The organism is Acidiphilium iwatense, from assembly GCF_021556475.1.
Lineage (GTDB): Bacteria > Pseudomonadota > Alphaproteobacteria > Acetobacterales > Acetobacteraceae > Acidiphilium > Acidiphilium iwatense.
Window position 1 is genome coordinate 1 of the sequence record NZ_JAKGBZ010000056.1, and the last position, 16,906, is coordinate 16,906.

14 protein-coding genes and 3 pseudogenes are annotated in these 16,906 nt (G+C 64.2%); 4 read left to right on the forward strand and 13 right to left on the reverse strand.

Going from position 1 to position 16,906, the window contains the following annotated elements:
* On the reverse strand, positions 1-473 hold a 473-nt coding region (locus tag L2A60_RS17680), incomplete at its 3' end, for a hypothetical protein (protein WP_235705771.1).
* Between the two features lie 174 nt (positions 474-647).
* Here L2A60_RS17680 and L2A60_RS17685 point away from each other — a divergent pair.
* The 3 pseudogenes from L2A60_RS17685 to L2A60_RS17695 all read left to right on the forward strand — a co-directional run.
* Positions 648-896 (forward strand): annotated as a pseudogene (locus L2A60_RS17685) (ATP-binding protein); the annotation flags it as partial.
* A 126-nt stretch (positions 897-1,022) separates the two neighbouring features.
* Positions 1,023-1,340, forward strand: a pseudogene (locus tag L2A60_RS21035) (IS1634 family transposase); the annotation flags it as partial.
* A 107-nt stretch (positions 1,341-1,447) separates the two neighbouring features.
* Positions 1,448-1,792 (forward strand): annotated as a pseudogene (locus tag L2A60_RS17695) (transposase); the annotation flags it as partial.
* A 456-nt stretch (positions 1,793-2,248) separates the two neighbouring features.
* Here L2A60_RS17695 and L2A60_RS17700 read toward each other — a convergent pair.
* From L2A60_RS17700 to L2A60_RS17755, 12 genes are read right to left on the reverse strand one after another with little or no spacing between them, the layout of a single operon-like run.
* Complete coding sequence (locus L2A60_RS17700) at positions 2,249-2,971, reverse strand: PP2C family protein-serine/threonine phosphatase (protein WP_235705774.1); 723 nt, start codon at positions 2,969-2,971, stop codon at positions 2,249-2,251.
* Positions 2,968-3,528: a type VI secretion system-associated protein TagF gene (gene tagF / locus L2A60_RS17705; RefSeq protein ID WP_235705775.1), complete on the reverse strand. Its 561-nt coding sequence runs from the start codon at positions 3,526-3,528 to the stop codon at positions 2,968-2,970. The genes L2A60_RS17700 and tagF overlap by 4 nt, the downstream gene beginning before the upstream one ends.
* The gene (gene tssM / locus L2A60_RS17710; protein WP_235705776.1) at positions 3,525-7,043 is read right to left on the reverse strand and encodes a type VI secretion system membrane subunit TssM; all 3,519 of its coding nucleotides are present in this window, start codon (positions 7,041-7,043) and stop codon (positions 3,525-3,527) included. The genes tagF and tssM overlap by 4 nt, the downstream gene beginning before the upstream one ends.
* Positions 7,040-8,401 carry a type IVB secretion system protein IcmH/DotU gene (icmH, locus tag L2A60_RS17715; protein ID WP_235705777.1) on the reverse strand — a complete coding sequence of 454 codons (1,362 nt, stop codon included), beginning with the start codon at positions 8,399-8,401 and terminating at the stop codon, positions 7,040-7,042. Before icmH ends, tssM begins: the two co-directional genes overlap by 4 nt.
* A 10-nt stretch (positions 8,402-8,411) precedes the next feature.
* Positions 8,412-9,743: a type VI secretion system baseplate subunit TssK gene (tssK, locus tag L2A60_RS17720; RefSeq protein WP_235705778.1), complete on the reverse strand. Its 1,332-nt coding sequence runs from the start codon at positions 9,741-9,743 to the stop codon at positions 8,412-8,414.
* A gap of 6 nt (positions 9,744-9,749) precedes the next feature.
* A complete protein-coding gene (gene tssJ, locus L2A60_RS17725) occupies positions 9,750-10,223 on the reverse strand; it encodes a type VI secretion system lipoprotein TssJ (RefSeq protein ID WP_235705779.1) in 474 nt (157 codons plus the stop codon).
* On the reverse strand, positions 10,220-11,584 hold the full coding sequence (gene tagH, locus L2A60_RS17730) for a type VI secretion system-associated FHA domain protein TagH (RefSeq protein ID WP_235705780.1): 1,365 nt from the start codon (positions 11,582-11,584) through the stop codon (positions 10,220-10,222). Before tagH ends, tssJ begins: the two co-directional genes overlap by 4 nt.
* Complete coding sequence (locus L2A60_RS17735) at positions 11,581-12,177, reverse strand: DUF6931 family protein (protein ID WP_235705781.1); 597 nt, start codon at positions 12,175-12,177, stop codon at positions 11,581-11,583. The genes tagH and L2A60_RS17735 overlap by 4 nt, the downstream gene beginning before the upstream one ends.
* 3 nt (positions 12,178-12,180) lie before the next feature.
* The gene (locus L2A60_RS17740) at positions 12,181-14,022 is read right to left on the reverse strand and encodes a type VI secretion system Vgr family protein (RefSeq protein WP_235705782.1); all 1,842 of its coding nucleotides are present in this window, start codon (positions 14,020-14,022) and stop codon (positions 12,181-12,183) included.
* A gap of 59 nt (positions 14,023-14,081) precedes the next feature.
* The gene (locus tag L2A60_RS17745) at positions 14,082-14,540 is read right to left on the reverse strand and encodes a hypothetical protein (RefSeq protein ID WP_235705783.1); all 459 of its coding nucleotides are present in this window, start codon (positions 14,538-14,540) and stop codon (positions 14,082-14,084) included.
* 13 nt (positions 14,541-14,553) lie between these two features.
* The gene (locus L2A60_RS17750) at positions 14,554-15,663 is read right to left on the reverse strand and encodes a hypothetical protein (RefSeq protein WP_235705784.1); all 1,110 of its coding nucleotides are present in this window, start codon (positions 15,661-15,663) and stop codon (positions 14,554-14,556) included.
* A gap of 33 nt (positions 15,664-15,696) precedes the next feature.
* The gene (locus tag L2A60_RS17755) at positions 15,697-15,987 is read right to left on the reverse strand and encodes a phage late control D family protein (protein WP_235705785.1); all 291 of its coding nucleotides are present in this window, start codon (positions 15,985-15,987) and stop codon (positions 15,697-15,699) included.
* Positions 15,988-16,198: 211 nt separating this feature from the next.
* On the opposite strand from L2A60_RS17755, the gene L2A60_RS17760 reads away from it, so the two are divergent.
* A partial coding sequence (locus tag L2A60_RS17760; RefSeq protein WP_235705786.1) for a hypothetical protein occupies positions 16,199-16,906 on the forward strand: 708 nt, incomplete at its 3' end.

Here is a 16,906-nt window from a genome sequence, read left to right on the forward strand (position 1 = left end):
GCCAGAACGGACAGCTCCAGGAGCGGCGCGTCGGCCGACAAAGCCTGTGTCAGGAAGCTCTCCGTGGTTGCGATGTGCTGTTCGATGGTGGAAACGGCCAAGCCGCGCACCTCCAACAGATGTCGCCGATACGCATCGACAAGTGGAGTGAACCGGCCGGCATCGGGCTCTGTGAGGAGCTGTCCTCGCGCCGTCAGGAAGTGCTCAAACGCCCGCCGGGTGCCTTGAAAAGACTCCTGTGCCGTCGGAGAGGTAAATGCTTGCGACAAAGATGCGGCCGCAATCTTGGTGTCTCGCGCGAGCGGGGCCGAAACCATTCGCTCAAGGGCTTGCTTCAGCCTTCGTACATGGCCGTGGGCAGCGTGTCGTGCATACCCGGCCGATACAAGCCAAGCAGCGAAGTCGTCTAACAAAGCGCCGTTTGCCGACGTCGCATAACGCGCGTGAACCTTCGGGAATAAATGCTTGAGCATGGTCGCTCCCTTGCTGGATGGGTGGGAGAACCACGCTACCCGGCGCAGCATCGGTTATGTTGAGCGGGGGCGATCCACGACGTTAACTAAGGCCGGGAAACGGCCTCGACTCCACATCACTGCGCGCTGCACATAAGTCGAGTCACGTTGAGCTCAACGTGACTCGATGAACTCGGCTACGTGCCGCTGGCGGAGACGGCGTGCGAACTGATGTTCCAGGTGATCGCCGATCGGGCCGAGAAAGCCGCGGTGATCGTCACCACCAACCTGCCGTTCTCCGAGTGGTCGCAGGTCATCCCCAATCCGCGCCTGTGCAAGGCGCTGATCGACCGCCTGACCGACCGTGCGCACATCATTACCACGGGGACGGACTCCTATCGCTTCCGCCGCACCACGGCGCAACGGAAGGCCGCCAAATCATGAACAGGAAGGAGAAAAAGAACCGCTGACAGGCAGGGCCGCCCCGCGGGGCGGCCCTGCCTGTCCAACCCCGGGAGGTGGGCCAGAATTCATCAGCACAAGTGGGCCAGAATCCATTGTCACAGCCATGCCCTCAAGCCGATCCTGTTTCAGGATCACGATCCACAGGCCGCCGAGGCCGAGCGCGCCTCCCCGGTCGCCCCCGCCACGATCTCACCCGCCGCCAAGCGCAAGCGGGGGCGACGCCGCAACGACGAAAACCTGCCGCTCTCGAGCTTTGCCGACCTGATGGCGCATCTGGCCACCCAAACTCTCAACACCGCCGCCCTGTCCACGGCGCCCCATGCGACCTTCACCACCCTGGCCACGCCAACCACACTACAGGCGGCGGCCTTCAACCTCCTCGAGTTCAACCTCCTCGAGATCGAACCCATGCGTGTCCAGTAGACGTCAAAAGCAGATCAAAAAATCCGCCAATAAATCCAGGGGATTCTCGTTCAGACCAATGAAAACTTCGGATTAAAGGTTTCTGTGAGGTCGCGCACCGTTGGCGCCGTGGCACGATCGACCAGCCGGACCGCTTCCGAAGGTCGCGCGATGTCGGCGCGCATCTTGGCCTGACGCCGCGACGCTACCAGTCCGGCGAAACCGACCTGCAGGGCCGCGTCAGCCGATGTGGTGATGAGCTGGCCCGAACGGCGCTGTACGAGGCAGTCCATTCGCTGCTGATCCGCAGCACCAAATGGTCGGCGCTACGGGCTTGGGGCATGAACATAGCCAAGCGCCGCGGCATGGCGCGCGCCCGCGTCGCGGTGGCGCGCAAGCTGGCGGTGATCCTGCACCGCATGTGGGCCGATGGCAGCGAGTTCCGCTGGGGCAAACAGGTCGCCGGAGCATGAGAGCAAGAGGAGTTGCAGCTTCCGCCTGACGCGGGCGGAGCCAGCGTCGTTCCCGTGGGGACGATGGACGGGGTGATCTCGTTGAGAGTCCGAAACCCCGCGACTGGCGATATGTCGCGGAGGTCGCGAAACAGATTGAGACACCTCATCCTCCTAACCCCATCATGCGGCGGCCGTGCGCCGACCGCGGAGAGAAGCGAGTGACCTACGGGAATGGCTTGCGAAAAGAGGAACAGCTTGACACCAACAACCCCAATCAGAGAAGACTCTTATCAAAGAACATCCCCTTCCCGAAGGTTATCGACCCCGCGGATCCCCCGATCCGACCTGAGCGAAACGTGCCAAACTCAATCACATCCCTGCGTATCGCCATCGCCCGCGCGATCTCGCGCACACTGCCCCGTTGCCCACGCTGCCAACGAACTTTTGAGCACCAATATTTATGACACAGTAAGATTATACAACCCCCACCGTCACCGCCGTGACATTGTCGTTGACGTGACGGGCCAGGGCGGCGGCGATCAGCAGTTCGGTCGGCGGCACTCCGTCGGGCGAGCCGAGCAGTGCGGCGATTTCGGCATCCGGCAGGGTTTTGCTCAACCCGTCCGAACACAGCAAAAATCGATCCCCCGGCATGGTCTCGCCGATCGCCTTGTCGAGTTCGAGCACGGAATGATCCGCGCCCACCGCCCGCGTGATCACGTTCGCCTGCGGATGATGCTCGGCAGCCTCGGCGCTGAGCGCTCCGTCATCGACCAGCGCCTGCACCAGCGAATGATCGCGGCTGATCTGCGTCAATTCGCCGTCGCGCAGCAGATAGGCGCGCGAATCGCCGGCCCAGAGACAAGCGAAATGGGTGTCGCGCAGCACCAGAACCACCACGGTCGAGGCGATCATCGCGCCCGGCCCGCGCGTCGCCGCCTCCGCCTGCAGCACCGCATGCACCTCGGCGATCGCCATCCGCACGCGGGCCAGAAGTTCGGCGGCGGTGAGGCCCGGCTCCAGCCGGTCGAGTGCGGCGACGATCATGCCGGAGGCAAGATCGCCGGATTGATGCCCGCCCGCGCCATCGGCCACCGCCCAAAGGCCGAGATCGGGCCGGGCGAGATAGGCATCCTCGTTGTGCCGGCGCACCGTGCCCACATGGGTCTGCGCCCAGCTTTTCACCGTTGGAATCATGGCACGCGGATCGCCGCCGCATCTGCCAGAAGACCTAAGAAATCCGCGGGGTCGGGCAGCCCATCGGTCTCGATTCGTGCGGCGTCCTTGCGCGGTGCACCCTCGGTCCACCAAACCCCGCCCGCGCGCGGGATGTCGCCCGGCGCCGGCGGGACGGCGGCGAGCCGCGCGGCGAGGGCTTCCGGCGCGAGATCAGCGGTGACTGCTTCGAATCCCAAAGCCTCGGCCGCATCGAGCCACGCAGCGCCCGCGCCCGAGATTTCAGCCGCGATGATCAGCGGGAAACAACGGCCCACCTGATCCATGCTCGGCAACCACACACCGCCCAGCCCGGAGACGCCGGCAACGCCGGGTGCGAGCGCGAACCGCCAGACCGGCGCCTCCATCCAGCACGGCATCCAGTCCTCGCCGAGCGCCGCACGGCTCGCCGCCAGCGCCGCACGCGCCCATCCATCGAGCGCATCGACCGCATCGCCCGGCAGGCCGGACCGCACGAAATCGCCCCGCACCGGAAGCTTGCCATAAAACCCGGCGAAGCCCGGCGCTGCGCCCGTCATCCGCCCAGGCTCGGGCAGCGGAAACCGGTCAGGGCGCCCGGCGCGAACGGGTTGAAGATCGAGCCCGCTTCGATGGTGAACGCGGCACTCTGGCCGCCCTGGTCGAAGGTGAGCGTATAGCGCGCCGACGAGCCGCCTTCGGTCAGGCTGCCCTGGTTGAACAGGCGAAACACCGCCCATGGCCCGCTCGCCTGCAGCGTCACCGGGGTTCCGCCGGCGGCGGGGGTGATGATCAGCCGCGCCGTCTGCATCCCGTCCGCGCCCGGCCAGGTCACCGAGGTCGGCACCGTCGGGCCATGGGCGTAGGTGATGGTCACCCTGCCGAGCTGTAGCGTCACCTGCGCGGCACCAGACGACAGGGCAATCGGTGTGATGGTGAACTGGACGCTCGGCGTGGCACTGCCGACGAAGAACATCTGCTGGATTTCCTGCGCGCGCTGGAATTCCGCCACCGCACCCTGGCTGACCGGCGGTGCCACGCCGTTCACCGCCTGCACCCGCCAGACCCCGCCGGTCATGTTCACGAACGGTCGGACCTGGGTGTTGAAGAACGTGTCGAGCGCGCCGCCGGGTGCGAACAGATGCGCGAAATCGGCCAGCGGCGTGCCGGAACTTGATTGCGGATCGAAGGGGTAGTGCCCGGCCACCGCCTTTTCGCAAAGCTGCGCGGCGCCGCCCGGCGCCTTGAACGCGGCTGACGCCGAGGCCGCGGCGCTGCCGCCGCGCAGCGCGTTCGCCGTCGCGGTAATGCCGGAAAGCCAGCGACGCACCGGTTCGGGGTCGTGCTGCGCCTCACCCGCGAGCAAGGCCGCGGGGTCGCCACCGGCACCCGGTGCCGCCGGCCCGGCCGCACCCGGCGCGGTGGCCGCGAGGGTCGCCAGTTGCTGCTGCACCTGATCGATCAGATGCAAGGTCAGGCTGATCGGCGCGCCCGCCGCGCCATTGCCGACATAGATGCGCAGCGGCGCGAACCGTGCGTCGATCGCACTGCCCGGCGGCAGTGCGGCGGCGCTGGCGGGGGTTGGACCGAGCAAGCCCTTCAGCCGCTGCGCCGCGGCGCTCACCGCCGCCGCGTGGGGCGCCCGCGCCGCGAGCTTGGCCGCCCCTTTCGGCGGTTTCGGCGGCTTGGTGAGGGTGAGCTGCCGCGCCATCGAGGCAAGCAGCGTCTTCATCGGCGATTGCGGCGACCCCAGCACATAGAGCGCCTGCACCGACTGTCCCGCCCCGCCCAGCGGTGCCAAGTTGAGATCGTCGATCATCGCCTGCCAATGCGCCGCGTAATCGGTCTCATACAGGCTGATGACATCGTGTTCGAGCGACTGCATCTGCGGCGAATTCGGATCAATCTGGTTGCTCCGCCCGAGCACCCAGCTTTCCCGCGCCACATCCTGCGACGCGTGGGACAAAGCCGGCAGCAGCACCCCATAGAAGCCGCGCACCGTGTAAAAACCGGGAATTCCGCCGGTCAGCTTTTTGCCGGTGGCGTTGACGAACAGCGGCGTGCCGGCGGCACCCAGCGCCGCCGCCGGGGTCCACTCCGGCACGCGCGCCGCCGCCTGTGAATCGCGGATGCGCGAATAGACCCGCTCGGCGATCGGCACCCGCGAGAAAGTCGCCCGCGCGGTGGCGATCAGGCCGCCATCGAGCGGCACATTGGGGAGTGGGCGCGCGAGCAGCGTCCGCAGATTCGCCATCAACGCCGCGCGGGTATCGGCCTGGGCCAGACCCGGATAGAGCCGTTGCCAGTCGAGCTTCATCCACGCCTCGACCAGCGGCGCATCGAGCGGTCCCTGATTGCCGAGCATCAGATACACCCGCGTCGCCTGATACAGATAATCCGGACGGTCGAGCCCGCCGCGCATCTCGGCCTCGAGTTGCAGCACGAGACGTGGCAGCAGCGCGAAACCGAGCGTATGGCGATACACGGCGGATGTCGCCGCGCGGATGTCCGCTCCCTGATCCAGCCCGTAACCGACATAACCTTGCGTCGGTTTCGCCTCGGCAAGTTGCCTCGCCCGATCGAGCAGCGGCAGGATACTGGGCAGATCGGCGCTCAAAACCGGGTCGAGTTTCAGCGCCGCGGCGATTTTCTGCTCGGCCGCCAGTCCCTGCCTGGCCCGCGCGATCGCGGCCGCATTGTTGCCGTGGCTGACGAACAAGGCGATCAGCGCAAGCGCGAAAAGGAGTCCCACCACGCCGAAACCCGCGCCGCGCAGCAGCGCCCGGCGCCGCGCGAGGCTGCGATCGGCCGAACCGAGCATCGCCTCGCCGAAAATCACCCCGGAGAGCAGCCGGCCCAGGAAATAGGACCGGCCCGATTGCGGCCGCAGGCTGGGCGCGCGGCGCTGATCGATGCCGAAGGCGCGGGACAATGCGCCGGTCAGCCGGTCGATCGGCGTGCCCTCCTGGGTGCCCGATGCGAAATACACGCCGCGCAGCCACGGCGCGGGGTCGAGCGCCGAGCCGGCGAACGCCTCGGTCAGAAACTCGGCGAGCGGCGCTTCCAGGCTGGCCACCTGGATCGGAAACCCGGCGATCAGCGCGCGCCGGTCCGGGCTGCGCTCTGCGGCCAGCCGGTCGAGCAGCCGATCCTCCAGCCGGGCGAGCAGCGCCTTGAATTCGGCGCCGAACCCGCCCGCCGCGCCCTGCGCCGAGCGCGCCTGGTTCGGGAAGGTCGCGCCCCAGACCTGCGAGCGCCCCGCCGTGTCCAGATCGTCGAAAAATTCGGTGAACCCGGCGATCAGATCGGCCTTGGTAAAGATCGCATAGACCGGCACGGTCACGCCGAGCCGGGTGGTGATTTCCTTGATCCGCGCGCGGATCGCGCGGGCATGAGCCAGACGGGTCGGCGCGTCGGCCCCGGCGATATCGGCGAGCGCGATCGCCACGATCACCCCGTTCAGCGGCTGGTGTGGCCGGGTGCGCTTGAGCAGATCGAGAAAGTCGAGCCAGCCGGCCTGATCGACCGAAGCGGCCGAATCCTGGGTGGTATAACGCCCGGCGGTGTCGATCAGCACCGCTTCGTCGGTGAACCACCAGTCGCAATAGCGCGTGCCGCCGATCCCGGCGACCGCCCCTTGGCCAAGCTCGGCGGCGAGCGGGAATTTCAGCCCGGCATTCAGCAGAGCGGTGGTTTTGCCCGCGCCGGGCGGCCCGATGATCGCATACCACGGCTGTTCGTACAGGTAACCGCGTGTGCCGCGCGCGCGGGCCAGGAGGCCGAGCGCCTTTTTCAGCTTGGCGGAAATCGCCGCGAGTTCTTCCTGCTTGGCGCCCGCTTCGGGATCGGCCGGAGCGGCGGTGATCGCCTCCTCCACCGCCTTGGCCCGTTTGCGGCGCCGGCGATCGAGCCACAGATTGATGCCCAGCCACAGGACAATGAAGATCAGAACGATGATCGCGCGGGCCAGAATCCCGGCGAGCGGATGCCAGAACGGCGCGAAAAACCACACCAGTGCGGCGAGAATCGCGATGCCAATCCCGCTCAGCACCCAGCGGATCAGGCCTGGCTTCATCGCGCCACACCCCGGATCAGCACGATCTCGATGCGCCGGTTCAGCGCGCGCCCCTGCTTTGTCGCGTTGCTCGCGATCGGGTCCGCCGCGCCGCGTCCTTCGGCATTGATCCGGCTCTGATCGCCGATCGAGCGGTCGAGCACCGAAGCCGCCGCCTTCGCGCGATCCTGCGAGAGCACGAGATTGTTCGGAAATTGCAGCGTGTGGATCGGCTGGCTGTCGGTATAGCCGATCACCTGCACCTGGCCGCGCTCGCGCGCCAGCGCCGCGCCGATCTTGCCGAGCAGCTTCAGCGCGGTGGATTCCACCGTCGCACTGCCGGAGGCGAACAGGCCGGTGTTATTGATGCGCACGATCGGCGCGTTGACGGTGCCGAGCACGCTCACCTCGCCCTTGGCGATCTCGGGGGCAAGGAAGCCACGCAGCCGGTCGAGCACGGTGGGCTTGGGGGCGACCGGCGGCGGCGGCGGCGTGACCGGCCCGGCGCGCACCAAGGCGGGCATATGCGCGGGGTTCGCCGCGAGCGCGCTTGCGTAAAGCGCGTTGGCCCGGCTGCCCAGCGCATAATCGAATCCGGCATAGACCAATGCCAGCACGCCGAGCGCGGCCGCGGCGGCCACCCAGAGCGGCAGGCTGGCCCGGCGCGGCCGGTACGGTGCGCTGACGCCCTGCCAGTGGGGCGCGAGCGTGGCATCGCCCAGTGGACGGGCGCGGCGGATGGTCGAAAAAACCTCCTCGCGCAGCCGGTCGATTTCGGCGGGGCCGCGCGGGCTCAGCCGGTAGCGGCCCATATAGCCGAGCGAGAGACACACATACATCAGTTCCAGAACCTGCAGGAAATTTCCGGGATTCTGCCGAATCTGGCCCAATATGTCGAAGAACCGCTCGCCCGAACGCACCTCCTGGTGGAAGGTGGACACCAGCGAGCGCGCCGCCCAGCCACCCTGGCTGCCCCAGGGCGTTGCCAGAACCACATCGTCCAGGCTCGCGCAGAGCGCGTAATGGGACGGGCGCAATTGCTCCACCGGCATGCCGGTTTGCCGGCAGGTCGCCTCGAAGTCACGCAGCGCGCGCACCGCGCGTTCGCGCAGATCGCCGGAATCGGGCGGGTGCAGCGTGTTGCGCAGCCGGGCGAGCAATTGCAGCAGCGGCGCGGCGGCGGCGAGCAGCGGCGTCGAACCGATATTCAGCGTCTCCGCCCCGCCCGAGACCGGCTCGGCCGGCGGCATCGGCGGCTCATACCCTCCACCGGCCGGCGGCTGCGGTGACGGCGGTTGCGGCGGACGTTTCCCCCCCGGCGACGGACGGATCACCGTGCGATCGGAATCGTCCGGTTCGGAAAACGGGTTGTCGCTCATGCCCAGTCCTTCAGCCGCGGATCGCCCAGAGTTCGAGCTTCAGCCCCGGAAACTCGCCGGAGATATGGAGCGCGAAGGCACCGGAATTCTGCATCTGCTGCCAGTGCGGGCTGCCGCGATCCAGCTCGAAATAGCTTGCTCCGGCATAGAACGGAATCTGCCGTGGCGCCACCGGCAGCGGCCGCACCGCGATTCCCGGCAGCGCTACGTTCACCAGCTCGCGGATATGCTCGACCGCGCCGATCTTCACCTGCGCGGGGAACAGCCGGCGCAGCGTCTCGCCCGGCACATCCGCCTGCACGCTCAGCACGAAATTCGCCGCCCGCAGGATCGAACGGTCGTTGATCGGGCCGACATGCACGCCGTGCCGCCGTTCCTGCAACGGAATCGCGACCGCGTTCTGCTCGATCACCGCCGACAGCGCGCGGCGCAGATCGGCCACAACCGGCGCGAAACTGCGCTGCAAATCCTCGTGCCGATAGCCGGGATACGCATTGGGCCGGCGCGAACCCTCGATGAACGTGGCAAACTCGGCGGCCATTTCGACGAACGCCGAATAGAGCGTCTCGGGATGAATCACCGCCGCGTCGGCCCAGTGCTGCAGCAAAGCCTGCCAGCGATTGATCGCCTGGAGCAGCATGAAATCCGCGACCTCGGCCACGCCGCGCGAACCGGGCGCATTGAGCCGTGCCGCCAGCGCCTCGCCGCGCTGATGGATCATGCCGGAAAACTCGGCGATCAGTCCGGCGAGCGCCGCCGCCGCGTGGCACACCAGGGTGGGTGGAATCCAGCGATCGTCCAGCGTCACCCGCTTATCCGCCGACACCTCGACGATGCGCGCCACTGGCAGGCAGAGAAACCCCGCACGATCCTCGGTATCGAGCAGATAGCGCAGCCGCAGCCGGCCGATCAGTACCTCGGCCGGTTCGGGCGCGGCGGAATGCGTGTCGTAGGCCTCGAATCGCGCGGCGTTGTAGCGTCCTTCGGTGCTGCCGTCGGCCGCGGCGATCTCCGGCGCTCCTGGCTGGCGGACCGGCAACGCCAGATGGACCAGCACATTGCGCACGCCATCCGCCACGTCGAGCGGCGCCGGATGATCGGCCTCGCTCGGCAGGGCGAAGGGCGTGCCATCCTCGAACACGCCGGCCGCCTCGGCCAGCGCGAACCGGCCGGTGCCCAGCAGGTCGCGGTTGATCACCGCATGGGTCACGCCCCAGGGATGCGGACGCAGTGCTGCGACCCGCCCGCGCAACAGCGCCTCCAGCCAGCGATCCTGCTGCTGGAAATGCTGCGAGCGGAGAAACATGCCCTCCTGCCAGACGACCTTGTTGGTCCAACTCATCGACGCTCAGCCCTTCTTGACGGAGGGCGTTAGCTTGGCCGCGATGCCGTCGATACGCAAGATCAACGGGTTGGGTCCGTGCGGCGCGAGCTTGGCGACCAGGCGCCATTGCGCCCGGTCGATCGCGCGGAACAGCACGACGATGCCGAGCGATTGCGCCCCCGGCGGCAGACGCCGCTTGACGCCGACCGTGGCGCCGGGTGCCACGATCACCTGATCGGATGGTCCGGCGAGGTCGGCGCCGAGCAGCGATGCCGCATTGTCCATCAGCGAGTACGGGTCGGCGGTCATGAACTTGCCCGTCGCGGTGAGGGGATAGATCCGCACGGCGACCGGCTCGGCGGTTCCCGAAGCGTCCGGGTTCTGCGTGGCACTGCCGATCACGGTCAGATCGAGCGTGGCTGCCGGCTTGGGCGGTGGCGCTCCGCCGCAGCCGGCGAGCAGGAGCGGTGCGGCGAGAATGATCCACCGGCGTTTCATGGCTCGCGCGCCTCTGCTTCGGCAAGCGCGCGTTCATAGGCGCGAGCGAAAGCCTTGCCGAACACGCTGTCGAAATCGTCGGCCAGCGCGCGGCTGATCTCGCCGTGTAGCGCTTCGAACGCGTCGAAGGCACGCGCCCGGCGCTGCGCCGGCAGCATGGCGCGCCCCTGTTCGGCCTCGGCGCGCAGCGACGCCGGATCGAGCCGGTCGAGCAAGGCGCGCACCGCCGCCTGCATCGCCCCCATGGTGGCGATTTCGTGCAAGCGGATATCGCGCAGCGCATCGGCGATCGCCGCATCGGCGGCGATGTCGGTGCGCCGGCCAAGACCGAGCAAGGCTGCCATCGCATCGTCATCATCCGCCGAAAATTTCAACGGATTGTTACCGCGCGCGCGGATCATGGTCTGCTCGATGCGGAATTCGCCCTTCACCGCCGCCCGCGCGATCATCGCCTGGCGCAGCCCGGCGACGGTAGCGCGGAACGCCGCGCCGAGGCGGCGCATCACCTCGGCGGAATCGCCGGTCCGCGCATTGCCCATGCCGGCGGCATCGAGAAACACCGCGAGCAGATCGGCATCCCGGCTGACGGAAGGAGTCGGCGGTGCTTCCGGGACGGGCCGCACCGGCGGTGGAATCGGCTGTGCCGGCGGCACGGGCAAAGGCTCCGCCGACCTGACGTTTTGCGGCTCCGCCGGTCTAACGCCTTGCGGCTCCGCCGGTCTAACGCCTTGCGGCTCCGCCGCGGGCCTCACGTCGAGATCCCAGTCATCGGGCAGGAGCTTCGGCGCCATCGGCGGCGGCCGGAACGCGTCGGAATGGGCGGGCGAATGATCGGCGACCGGCTTGGCACCGAACAGCGAATCACCCGGTGCCAGGGGATCGAAATCATGGGGCAACGCGACGCTGCCGGCGCCGCCGAACCAGGAGTCCGGCTGCGTCGGTGCGGCCGGTGCCTCCGGCGCGGCGAAAGGATCGTCGCCGAACGGATCGTCGAACACGCTGCGCTGCGGCCCCAACCCCGGCGACGGCGCGGCATGGCTTTGCCGCACGTCCAGTCGCACCTCGATCTCATAGGTGCCGAGGCGGATGCGGTCGCCATCGGCGAGCGTATGCACGGCACCGGCGCCGAGCGGCGCGGCGTCGCGATTGACAAAGGTGCCGTTCGTGCTGGTATCGGCGAGTTGCCAGGCGCCGCCGCGCCAAGCGATCACGCAATGGCGCTTGGACAGCACGCGTTCGGGGTCGGTCAGCACCCAGTCATTGTCCGGCCCGCGCCCGATGCGAAATTCGCCGCCCTCCAGCCGGCGCGTCTCCGGCGGCGCGGCATCCGGGCAGCGCAGCACGCTCAGCACCAGCGTCATGAGGCCGCCTCTTGCGCCAGCCTGCCGCCGCCGCCCTGGGCGATCTCGCGCGCCGAGTTGAGGAAGCGTTCCAGCCGAACCAGCCGGCGCGACGGATCGCCGCGCACCGAGGCGAGAATGACCGCGCCCGCCACCGCGACCCCGGTGAGATGCGGCGCCGGTGGGTTGGCCGGCATGCTCTCAGGGGCGATGCTCGGGCCGGACCAGAACGCACCCACCGCCGTCCAGGCTTCCGGGCTCTGGAACCCCACCTGCTCGGCGAGTGCCATGGCCTGGCGCCGCGCCTCCTCGGTCTGCGTGCGCACCCAGGTCTCCGCCGCCTCGCGCGCGGCCCGGTCCAGTTCGGGCAGATTGGCGGGCGCGGTGTTCAGCGCGCACATCGCAGCCCACCACACCGCCTCGCGCTTCGGCAGCGCATGGGCGAAGCAGCGCGCCGCTTCGACCAGGAATCCGCCGCCCGCCAGAGCGGCGATCAAGCCCGGCACGGTGGCGGCATCCGCGCCCGCCGCGCGGGCCTCGGGCCCCAGTGTCGCGCGGGCGACGACCTCGTCGCGATCGGCGCCGCCCAGTTTGTCCATCGCCGCAGCGTCCATGGCTCAGTTCACCTTCACCAGGCCACCCTGGATCGTCATGATGCCAGCGGCATTGAGCTTGGTCATCGGCGCGCTGGACTCCAGCATCGTCTGGCCGTCGAATTTGATCTTCAGGGCGGTGAGGGTGATGCCGGACTGGTCGATCTTGATCGTATTCTCGCCCACTTTCAAGGTGATCGACTGGTCGGACTGATACAGCACGCTCTGCGTCACCTTCACCGTCTGGGTGCCCTGGATGGTGATCGCTTCGTTCTTCTTCACCGTCACGGTGCGGCAATCGCCGATCGTCATGGTCTGGTCGTGTTCGACCTCGATCACGTGGTCCTTTTGCGCATGCAGCAGAACCACCTCCGATCCCTTGGTATCGTCGAACGAGAATTCGTTATAGTCCGCCACCCCGCCGCATTTGGTCGAGCGCGATCGGAAACCGCTCTTGTTCTTCTGCGACGCCGGAAAGATCGGCGTGTTGGTGGAATTGTACAGTGCGCCGACCGCGACTGGCCGGTCGATATCGCCTTCAAGAAACGTCACCGCCACCTCCTGGCCGACGCGCGGAATGAACTGCGCCCCCCACCCCGGCCCTGACCAGGGCTGCACCACCCTGAGCCAGAAACTGCCCGAGGGCGTGGTCTCGTTGCGGTGGTCCCACGGAAATTGAACTTTGATCCGGCCGAGATCGTCGGTGTAGATTTCTTCGCCTTCGGCGCCGATCACCGTGGCGGAATAGAAGCCGGTCATCGCCGGCTTGGGCAACGGCACCGGCTGCCACGGCGTCGCGGCGGGGAAGGCCGAGAATGATGCGAATATCGTTGACTGGCCCGCCTCACTGGCACTAGTTCCGGCGTCCGTCACCATGATTGCTACCGCTTGGAGCACATAGTCCGCGGTTCCGCCATCATTGGTAGGGTCGCCAATAAGAGTGAATTTACCCCCAGGATAAAGGCTCGGAATCGTCGCTTTGCCGTCATATTCCCGCGAACGCACTTCTCTTGCCTGCATATGCCGCTTGGCGATGCTCTGCGCCGTGCCGGGGTCTGGTGCAAAACTCGGCCAGCGGTAATGCGAGCGGTCTGATGCCCCCGACGTCTTCAGGATAGTCGGCTCCTCGCCCTTGATCCGGGTCGCGGCGGCGGTAGGGTTGTAATCGCCGGTATCGGATTTGCCCGTCGTCGTGGCATCGCTTTGATGCCATTCGTAAACATCGGCATCGATTGTGGTTTTCGAGGCAAAAACCAAAGGTGAAGCCGGCAATGTCTTGAAAGCGGCGTTCGAGTTGCCCACCACCAGCGTGTGCTTGCCGTCGCTATGCTCGAAGAAATAGAACAGCCCGTCAGCGGCAAGGATCCGATTGAAAAACCCCAAATAGGTCTCGTTGAACAACACCGTATAGGGCCGCGTCGGAGGCGCGCCACTGATCCTGAAATCGCTGTCAATCACGCCGAACTCGCTCAGGATCAGTTTGGCGATATCGACCGAGCTCTTGTTCTCGAAAAATCGGCAATCGCTGGTCTGCGCCAGGAATTGCAGTTTAGGAACAATGGCGATCTCGTAGTCCCAGTAACCGCCAAGTCCAGACAGGTCAGACTCGGCCCCTCTTGCCGGAAATTGCACGACACTGAGGACCAATCCGTTAATATAACATTTGTTTGCGCTTTCGTCGGCAATAGTGAGTGTAACCGGATGATACAGCAACTTATCTTGATCGATGATCGAGGCTCCGGAGCGTAGACGGACGAAATACCGGAAACAGGCGCTGATCTCGCCGTTTCCCTGCACGAGAACCGGTTTGAAGACATTTGGCCCCAGCGGCGTCACGATATCAAGCGTATCAACCAGAACAGTCATCACGATTCTTGACCTTATACAGCATCAGTTGCAGCCAGAATATATGCAGAAATCTTGCATTATGGCGTAAATGGTTTTTTGTGATGCAAACACCAGAATAAATATAAACAAAAAATTACAAAACTTATGCAAACAAATATATTTATGACATCAAATAAAATTCTATTGACAGTATTTCTGTTTTCACCAAAATTCACAAAATATTTTTCTGAAAAAACATTAACGAAAACGACAAAAATTTGAAGTGTAAAGAAATGTAAATTTCCATATTTTAGCGGAACCAAAAAAACTACCGTGGCAACAGGAAACAAAATTACCAGAAAAGCAAATTCCAAAGAAACTCGAAATCCAGCCGGCCTGTGAAACGTCAATCCAAAATTAAACAAAAGCAACCAGAACCCAAGCAGCAAAAAAACAAATGAAAATGCCAGAAACAATCCGCTGGAGTATGTGCGTTTAACCCCAAATTTTTCATTTGATTTTATTTTTTTTTCTTTATCGTTGTCGATATTTTTCATGGCTTTATCTCTGTCAACCGGAAGAATTAAACGAATTATTTAGAACAGATTTGAGCGCTGGAATTTTATCATACGCGCGCTCGTCGCCAATCCGGCACTCGCCGACATCGTTTGGAAACATCAGGGAGAATTGAAACGCGGGAACATCTGTATACAAGCCATTTAATGGTCCATTGTAGGACGACAAGCCGAGTGAAAGCGCACTCGCTCCGAAATCATTGGCGATTTTTAGTGCAAGTGCGGCTCGGATGGCGCTGATTTTTGCCTTGCGACCGCCAACGTCTAGCAATTTGCCTAGCTTGACTCGTTGACCTGGTCCAATTTTACCACTCAGAGAATCCATTATGCTAATATTTGCTTCAGAAAGTGTCCCTGATGTTTCGTTAAAATCCCTCCACGGAGCAATAATTTTAAATATTTCCGGTATATTTAATGACAATTTTCCTGTTTCCTTAAGCGATTTGATGCTCATCTTCATTAAATTAGCTGCCCACTTCCCGTCGACAAATTGCACCGCAAATGCTCCAGCTGCAACATCTTTGTAAAGCGAACTATATTTAGCCTTTGGATTATCTTCCTGATAATCCAGCAAACCGTGATCATTTATATCACTGTTCACCCGCAGCGCATCGTTCGTCACCACAGCGGCACCGGTCGCAAGCTGGACAAGCCCCCATGCGCCAAGCGCGCCAACGCCACCGGTCGCGATAACCAAGGCAACTCCGATCCCAAGAACCACCACATCCAGCCCAAAGGAGATAAGATCATCCCGGGTTTCGGGACTTAAAGATGTGCCTGTTTTCTTCCAGTTCATAGTCGTTGCCAGATCGGGCGCAGGCCTGCTCGTGGCTTGCCATTGCATCGTTTTTGCCAGATCGCCGCTCCCCGACCCGGAGGGCGGCACACGCCAGTGGATCAATCCCGGATTGCCCGGAGCAGCCGTGTGGATATCCGGTCCTGCGCTGCAAATCAGATAGGGTTCATCTGGCGTCATCGGTTTGCGAATGACCTCTCCGACGCCATGGCTCGTCATGATTACGCCTAGGTTACGCATTGCTCGGTCGCGATCGATTACGCTGCAAAGAGTCAGCCCCACCACAACCCGCTCGTGCATCTGGGCCATCAGCAATTCCTCCTAGCGAGCGTCATGGTCCCATCAACCCAAATGGTACATTAGCAGCCCCGATCCAACCGTATCGACCTGCGTTTGGGTGATGCCGATGACGAGTCCGTTCAGATAGCACTGATGCGGCCCGCCTTGCGCGATCGTCATCGTCACCGGCTGATGCAGCAGCTTGTCGACGTCGAGCGTGGAGAGGCCGGAGCGTAGGGTAGCGACGTAGGTAAACGGCACACTGATCGTCGCCGTGCCGCCAATCCCCACAATCTTAAACGCTGTTGGTGGCAACGGCGTCGAGATGTCCAAAAGATCGACGATTACGTCCATTAGCTCCCTGGCTCCCAGGATAGGGGATCGTCTAATATCGCAACAAGCCGTAACCGCCTAGGTTTCGTATCCGAGAAGAGTTGGCGCAGGAGTTGGCATGAACATTAATTTAGCCAGCCGTTTCCCTGGTACGCCGATGACCGGTTCCGATCGGCGTTTAGCGTCTCGCCCTCGGAAATCGGCCGAGCGCTCCCGGAGGCGCGGCGGCGCAATGATGCTGATCGGCATATTCCTTGCGGGCGGATTGGGTTCCGGCATCGGATATGCCGCGGCGCAGAAAACCGCGCCGGTCAAATATCACTACAAGCTGATCATGGATAACGCCCCCCGGCTCTGCCCGAAAGTCGCCGCGGTTTATGATCGCCTTTTGGTCAAGGTCCAGGAGGGTAGGCTGCCAGTCAACCGGTTCGCCGATTGGAGCCGGCTGACGACCTTCGAGGTTACCCATCCAGACGCGTTCAAGGTCGCTGGCCTCACGCAACCACCCTTCATCGGCACCTCCAATCTAGGCGATCTCTATCGGGTGACGCTGTATAGGAACCACGAGAGCCGGATCGTCGCGGTTCAAGCCAGGAACGCGGGGCGTGCGGAGACTACGTCTACGGTCGATTACACTCTTCACCGCCATGCCGCGATGCGCATGGTCCCCGGCAAGCGGGTCGGCGGTCCGTTCTGGCGCGTCTTTCAGGGGCGCAACTATAATCCGAAAACCGGACCAACCTATCCCGTCTATACCTACGGTGCCCATAGATTCAGACATCCCGCCGTTTCGCAAGATAAAAATCACGACTGTAATGCTTCTGTAATGGGCCTTTTGGTGTCAAGTCCACCGAGTGATCATCTCGTCGCCGGGATCATGCTTCTGTCCGTGGTCAGCACGAAAGGCTGCCACATCATGCCATCAGATCCGGAGCCGGCA